Annotated in this window: 6 protein-coding genes; 4 read left to right on the top strand and 2 right to left on the bottom strand. The window is 41.5% G+C overall.

Annotation, left to right across the window (positions count from 1 at the left end):
* The first annotated feature begins 321 nt into the window (after positions 1–321).
* The 4 genes from ICC18_RS33195 (at position 322) to ICC18_RS33180 (ending at position 5,340) form a co-directional block, all read left to right on the top strand.
* The gene (locus ICC18_RS33195) at positions 322–741 is read left to right on the top strand and encodes a hypothetical protein (RefSeq protein WP_223193096.1); all 420 of its coding nucleotides are present in this window, start codon (positions 322–324) and stop codon (positions 739–741) included.
* 499 nt (positions 742–1,240) lie between these two features.
* A complete protein-coding gene (locus ICC18_RS33190; protein ID WP_188178659.1) occupies positions 1,241–1,684 on the top strand; it encodes a hypothetical protein in 444 nt (147 codons plus the stop codon).
* Positions 1,685–1,875: 191 nt separating this feature from the next.
* Entirely contained in the window at positions 1,876–2,514 is a 639-nt protein-coding gene (locus tag ICC18_RS34245; protein WP_223193095.1) for an immunity protein Imm33 domain-containing protein, read from the top strand.
* A gap of 828 nt (positions 2,515–3,342) precedes the next feature.
* The gene (locus ICC18_RS33180) at positions 3,343–5,340 is read left to right on the top strand and encodes a glycoside hydrolase family 31 protein (RefSeq protein ID WP_188178658.1); all 1,998 of its coding nucleotides are present in this window, start codon (positions 3,343–3,345) and stop codon (positions 5,338–5,340) included.
* Positions 5,341–5,805: 465 nt separating this feature from the next.
* On the opposite strand, the gene ICC18_RS33175 is transcribed toward ICC18_RS33180, so the two are convergent.
* Together ICC18_RS33175 and tnpA are read right to left on the bottom strand one after the other, a co-directional pair.
* Positions 5,806–6,846: an alpha/beta fold hydrolase gene (locus ICC18_RS33175; protein WP_188178657.1), complete on the bottom strand. Its 1,041-nt coding sequence runs from the start codon at positions 6,844–6,846 to the stop codon at positions 5,806–5,808.
* Positions 6,847–6,985: 139 nt separating this feature from the next.
* The gene (gene tnpA / locus ICC18_RS33170; RefSeq protein ID WP_188178656.1) at positions 6,986–7,303 is read right to left on the bottom strand and encodes an IS66 family insertion sequence element accessory protein TnpA; all 318 of its coding nucleotides are present in this window, start codon (positions 7,301–7,303) and stop codon (positions 6,986–6,988) included.
* Positions 7,304–7,567 lie beyond the last annotated feature (264 nt).

Below are 7,567 nucleotides of genomic sequence, written 5' to 3'. Positions count from 1 at the left end.
ATCTGATGGTTGTCTCTAGTACTCTTCCTTAAGACCTGTATATTCAGAGTGATGAAATCCTGCGAATGATTGAGTATATGAGAGATAAACGCTTAATACTGAGGGACGGGAGACGATAGTTCAATGATAACACGACGGCAGCCGGCCAGATGATCGGCTGCCTTTTCCCGTTGAAGTAACGGGAGACGTTTGCTGAAAACAAATCTTAAATGACTGCTCGGCATAATCAGCAGCCGTTGCTCAGCTAACGGGAATACAGTGCGGTGACCCTTATTACAGAAAAAGGAAATCTCCTTTTCCTGATGGCAGATTATAAGCAAATTGATGATTTACAGAAAGGGGATGGATGCTATCATATTTAGAGATTCACAACATGCGTGGAATCCTTCTTCACAGGAAATAACAGAATGGGCATACAGTAACGAAAAGATTCCAGAACAAGACTGGGAGTTGGCTGTAAATAGTTTTGAAAACATACCGATGATATGTAAGCTCGTTGACGATAGTGATTGTAAACACACTTCTTTTTTTCTAAGTAGTCTTTACGTCTTCACTGGTGATACCGTTAGGGGAATGAAAATTGAAGAAATTCAAAAGTTAAATGCATTACTGGATAAGTTGAATATGACCGCTAAATCGGAAGAATTAAAATCCTGGATAGCACGTTCAAAGCATCTTGTGCAGCACCCAAAAACTTATACCTATGCCAATTGGGGTCTTGGGTCCAATTACGTTTATTAAGCTATCGGATAACGTTTCTTCAATAAGAAACATGGACGAGGCTGCTAGTATGAATCGGCAGCCTTATTGATGTAACGGTCAGATTAGCCGAAGAGAGCTACGGACGTTAAAAAAGCATGTATGAAAACGAGGTGACGTATGAAGAGAGTCGAAGTTGACACTAACTTTAATTGGCTAGGTCCATGTAATCCAGCGATGTCGGAGCGCGAAATTAGTGACAATGGGTTAAGTGTGGGTGAAAGAGTAATTGCGTATCAGGACGATGACGAATGGGATGGCATTGTAAGTTTCGACCCACGGCTTCCTGAAGACTATCGGTGGTACATCACAATAACGTAAACTTTATTAAACTAACTGGGAACGTTAGTTACATATTGAACAAGGATGAGGCTGTCAGCATGATCGGCAATCTTTGCTCAACTAAAGGGCAGATTGATACTGTGGTAAAATGAGGGAATATAATAAATACTTTGCGGGGATTGTGGAAGCCATGAATATCTTGATGAACATTGAATATCGCGGATGGATTGATATTAGGCTATGGGAAAACCAACATGAATTTACAATTGAAGGTTCCTTTTTAAGCGATGTTATTCATGATATAGCAAATCGTATCTCCACACTTACTGAAGGTGCAAATGAAGTTATTATAAGAGTACAGGCGGAGCCTGGAGAATACAGAATTTTGATTATTAAAAATGGAGACAACTGCCTTGTAGAAGTATATGAGTTTGATGATAATTTTTCCTCAGACGACTTAACCAAGGGCAATATTGTATTTCACGCATCCGACGAAATGTCCTTGCTCCTTAAGAGATTTTATAATGAAATAACTAAATTGAAGGAGCTTGGGGAGAAGGAGTACCACAGAATATGGGGGTACGAATTTCCAAGTGAGGCTTATCAAAGACTTAAAAAAGCTGTGAGTAAGCACCCAAAATAATATTGCGCTAACGTAAGAACTTTAGTTGAATAAGCACTGGAGAAGGCAGCCGTTTAATTGAACGGCTGCCTTTACTCAACTATCGGGCAGATTAGTTTAATGAAAAGGAAAAATGAATATGGAGCTAGAATTACTAATCAACTGTAAAAAAGGGAAAAAAGATCATTTGCTTTGATATAAGGAGAATATGAATGATTGAATATCGTGAAATAAAAGTTATGTTTGAAAATGGATACATTCGGACAAATGGGTTGTTTAAAATGATTGAAAAAGAATTCATGATAAATATTAAAAAAAGGTTACAAGATGAGTATGTAGAGCTAATCAGATACCTAATTGATTACGTAATAGATGCTAAGCCATCAATTACGCCTGACCAGACCATTGCATACCATTCTTGGCTGGTAAAATGTTGTGAACTTTCTGAGCTTGATTATGAGATATGGGAAGTTCAAAGTAATGGTGAAGGTTTTGTAGAGGGTGCCGACTATGCAATTAAAGTAGTTCAAGAACAAAAACAAGAATGTCAGAAGTACGGGGCAACGCCCATATTTCCGATTTTTAATCAAATGATTGTTATTTCTAAAGGTGTGTATGAAGGACTAGCGGTCGAAGCAGTGAGATATCCTTCACCAGAGCATATGTCGGGTTGGTGGCTTACAACTGACCTTTATGACGATAACGTGGAATCTTTAATGACGGTTCATTTTCACCATTTAGCATTTATGAGACCAGAGATAATCAAATATTTCGCTTTACCTTTTGGATATAGATTTTATATCTCAGATAAAGAACAAGATATTTGGTTCGATGAGAATGCATTAAAATAACATTTTTTTTACCTCAAAGCTAGTCGATTACGCTAACTGGGAACGTTTGTTCAATAGGAAACCAGGACGAGGCTGCCGGCATAAATCGGCAGCCTCGTTGAAGTAAACCAGCTAATAACTTGTCAAGATTTTTCAATAGAAAATCGAGAAGATGGTGCAGCTGATATATAACCACAATAACTGCTCTTTTAAGCTAAAGAGCAAAATTGACCATACATCCCACAAACATGAAATTGAAATTGCCGAAAGAAGAATGGGTCTAAAATTTCCCGAAGAATTAACATTCGTTTTTTAAAACGGTTTTAACCGATTAAGTTGAACACTGACATTTGTAAAACAACCACATGTTTGTGACACAAACCATAGAAATTGTCGGGTGACAAGAACATTATCTCATTAAAGGTCGCGTAAATCGCGGCTTTTTTGTTTTATGGGATAAAGTTCTTGTCAAAACCAAATGACAAGAACTTTATCCCATTCCCGATTTTGACAAGAACTTTATCTCATTCCCGACAGACGGCTTGAAGCGGATTGGTGGATAAACGAAAACTTCGAAATCTGGCTGTACTGATTAAACTAACGGGCAGGATTGCGCAACAACACTAGGCTAGTTTCGTCTAATTACATGTGGGGATTTCCCCCATTCCCGACTTGTGACAAGAACATGATAGACATACAAAAAAGAATGTAGAGCTTTTCTTCAGAAGAAAAGCTCTACATTCTTTTATTATTTTTCAGACGTAATATTTCCGTATAAAACTCATAACGAACAAGATGTCTTCATAAATAACTATGAGGTCATCACAGCTTCGATGGGGGAGAACCGGAATGGACAGCGTGTTTCGGATTGAAGGGAAACGATTGATCCGTCGTTATGATGCGGAACAGCTATGGGTGGAGCCTTGGGGAGCTAATAGTCTGCGTGTTCGCGCAACAGAGCTGGATGCCATGCAGGAGGAAGACTGGGCCCTGTTGTCACAGGAAGCAGGCAATGTTCAGATATCGGTTGTAGGACAAACAGCTTGCATTCAAAATGGGAGTATTTGTGCTGAAATATCATCTGAAGGAAAGCTCACCTTTTTAAATAGGGACGGCAAGATTCTGCTGCAGGAATATGTCCGCATGCGGACGGATATTCAGGAGTATAAGAGCGCGCTTAACATCGAGGGACGCGAATTCAAGCCAATTCTCGGCGGCGACTATAGTCTGGCGGTGCGTTTCGAGTCCGATCCGGAAGAGAAACTATTCGGTATGGGACAGTATCAACAACCGTTTCTGGATTTGAAAAACTGTACGCTGGAGCTTGCGCAGCGGAATTCACAAGCCAGCGTACCCTTTGCTCTGTCCAGTTTGGGGTACGGCTTTCTCTGGAACAATCCGGCGGTCGGCCAAGTGACTTTCGGGAAAAACATAACGGAGTGGGTTGTCGGTTACACGAAGCAAATGGATTACTGGATTACCGCCGGAGATTCGCCTGCACAGATCGTGGAGGAATATGCGCGGGTGACCGGAACGGTTCCGATGATGCCAGCCTACGCCATGGGGTTATGGCAAAGCAAGCTGCGGTATCAGACACAGAAAGAACTGCTTGCGGTTGCCCGGGAATACAAGCGCTTAGGCATTCCAATTTCCGTCATTGTAGCAGATTTTTTCCATTGGACCAAGATGGGAGAGTGGAAGTTCGATCCTGTATATTGGCCGGACCCGGCCGCCATGGTCAGCGAACTCAAAGAGATAGGGATCGAACTGATGGTTTCCATTTGGCCGACGGTTGACAAGAAAAGCGAGAATTACCCGGAAATGCTGCAGAAGGGGTTTCTCGTCCGTACGGACAGAGGCATTCGGATAACGATGGAATTTGTTGCCGATACCGTCTTCTATGATACAACCAATCCAGGAGCGCGGGATTATGTCTGGGAGAAAGTCAAACAGAACTACTATGACATTGGGATCCGGATTTTTTGGCTGGATTTAGCCGAACCGGAATATTCCGTATACGACTTTGACAACTATAGATATTTCATAGGGCCGAATGTGCAGATCGGCAATATTTACCCTGTCATGTACGCTAAAGGGTTCTATGAGGGCATGACCGAAGCCGGACAGAAGAATATTATAAATCTTCTTCGATGCGCTTGGGCAGGAAGTCAGCGATATGGCGCGCTGGTCTGGTCCGGCGATATCGATGCAAGTTTCAGATCGCTGCGGATTCAGATCAGGGCCGGGCTTAACATGGGCCTGGCTGGCATACCATGGTGGACAACGGATATCGGCGGCTTCCACGGCGGAAATCCGAACGATCCGTTCTTTCGCGAGGTCATCATCCGCTGGTTTCAGTATGCGACTTTTTGTCCCGTTATGCGCATGCATGGCGACAGAGAACCGCATACCCCTCCTTTAGGAGTCAGCGGAGGCGGCTTGATGGACAGCGGGGCCCCAAATGAAGTGTGGAGCTATGGCGCAGAAGCTTTTGAGATTTTCAAGAAGTTCATCTTCATTCGCGAACGGCTTCGTCCCTACATCACCGAGCTGATGATAGCCGCTCATGAGAAAGGAACTCCTCCGATGCGACCTCTGTTCTATGATTTTCCTCAGGATCGCGAAGCTTGGAACATTGAAGATGAATTCATGTTTGGTCCCGATCTGCTCGTTGCCCCCGTGCTTTATGAAGGAGCAAGAGCAAGAAGAGTTTACTTGCCTAAAGGCTCGTCTTGGAAAGAGGTAAGTTCGGGAATTAAACATCAAGGCGGCATGTGGATCGCGAGTGATGCTCCGCTTGAAGATATCCCATTATTTTTGATAGATGGTGCTTATTTGCCTATTTAGATTTTACAGGTCTTAATAGCAGAAAGGCGCAACCGATAAACCGTACGAACTATTGATCCTTTCGGATGGTTTGGTGTAATTTCAAAAAAAAAACCTGCCATAAGTCAGCTTCATTCGCATTAAAGTATTGGCAAGACCTACGCCGCCAAAACTTTCGGAAGTTTCTTCGTTTTTATTTCCGTTAAGAGTTTCAATGAAATTGTATTCGAACCCAACCGAGGTAAATAAACAACTAAGTAAGTATGTTGATCGTTATGTTTCAAGGCTAAAAATATAATTTATAAAATACAAAAATCCGCGAAAGCGGATTTTTGTATGTGTTGGGTGACAAGAACATTATCTCATTCCCGACAGATGGTTGGGAGTGAATGTGGTGGATATAGAAATAGCTGGAAAGGATACCTAATGATTGAACTAACGGGCAGAAGACCTTCGGGGAACAGTTTAATTTCAAAGGATAATCTCTTAGAATCCAAGCTCACTCCAGGTTTTATTCAACCAATTAGCAAATAACTCTTTTTCCTCGAACTGTGGGTAATGAGCGGATTTTTCGAAAATAACAAAATCCTTTTTTGGCGCTTCCAGCACATTAAAGTATTCTCTTGCCGCATTTACAGATGTCATATAATCATATTGTCCCATAACAAAATAAACGGGAATTTCCAATCTATCGACGATGCCTGTAATATTATTTTTCGACTCTTCGTCCAATAGGATTTCCTGCGACAATGAAACCCCTTTTAAATATCGAATGACATCGAGCAAATTATACTCCCGATGAAAGAGAAACCCTGTGTAATAATCCCTGTTATCGTCAATTATTCTTGCTGCCCCGCCATATTTTCGAACCATGTCTCTGGGAGTAAATTTTTCCCCTCTTTCTATCGGACCTCGAAGATGTTCTAATCGTTCCGCATCTTTTACATTGCCGGCTAGTTTTGCTTGTTCTATGGAATAATCCAAACTGTCCAATTCGCTTATCAGATGATCGGCAACCTGCCCTATACCAATATAAGCAACAAATTTGTCTGGTGCTTTAGCCGCAGCTTTCATCCCAATGTATGTACCAAAAGAATGACCTATCAACAACACTTTCGTTTGTCCAAATACCTCTTCAACATAATCAGTCAATGCCAACAAATCATCTACGAGCAGGTCTGTTGATAAATTGGAGTAGTCCTCAAAAAAATGATACGATCTTCCGCTTCCTCGTTGATCATAGTGTACGATTGTAAAATTTTTCTCTAGCAAATCTTGATATTTCCGTACATAAGGAATTTCGGAACAACCTGGACCGCCATGCACAAAAATTACTATCGGATTGCGCCAGTCCAACCCCCTAATCATTACTTCATGCCTAGTGCCATTGATTTCGATCTGTTCTAATGAACTTATGCTGTTGTCACCTTTAATTTGAGGTGTCCATGTGGGGAAAATCAATCCGATTACAACAAACAGTGCAATAATTTTTATACTTATCTGTGCTATTTTTATGCTTTTTTTCAATTTGACGGCTCCTAGATCGCGTTATCATTACTCTATTTTATATGAATTCGATGTAAAACAAAACGCTCTTTCATCAAACACATTCAAACGACATGCAGACCTATCAATGCCGCAAGCCAAATAAATCTGGTCGTTTCACTTAGCATAAGGTTTGCAGTGTCCGAATGACGTCAGTTAACAGCGCTGGATTGTAGCCAGGTTGGACTTCGATTGCGGTGGAGCCAACTCTGACAAGCAACATGGATTTCGTCGTTTCGGCCTCCTTGTCCATTTGGACCTTGACCCACGGGAACTTTGAAGGATCTTTGGTGGTAGAGACTTGTAGTTTATTTATCCAAACATGAAGCTGCCGCTTAGTTACTTGATGCTCTGCGCACCATACTGAAGCGCTCTGTCCACTAGCATGGTAAGCACGGATTCGAGCTTCCCAAGCTTTTCTCACTTTGGTTTGAGCCATAAAAAAATCCTCCTCGTATCTTTCTAAGGAAGATTGTCTCACAGTCTATTTGTTCACTATAGGTGGGGGATATTTGACGCTTACTTTGAATTGAACTAACGGAAAACTATAGTTTAATACCGAAAGGGCTGCCGAGTGGCAGCCCTTTGTTCCGCTATTCCAGCTAATAGCTTGTCAATATTTAATTATTAATGGTTAATTCATGAGGTGGTATACTTAAAAATGTGTATGGGAAAGAACCGTCCCACTTAGCACGGAAATATA

Source organism: Paenibacillus sedimenti (genome assembly GCF_014534655.1).
GTDB classification, from domain to species: domain Bacteria; phylum Bacillota; class Bacilli; order Paenibacillales; family NBRC-103111; genus Paenibacillus_E; species Paenibacillus_E sedimenti.
The sequence above is the reverse complement of the archived record's forward strand: the minus strand, read 5'-3'. Positions and strand labels throughout refer to the sequence as shown.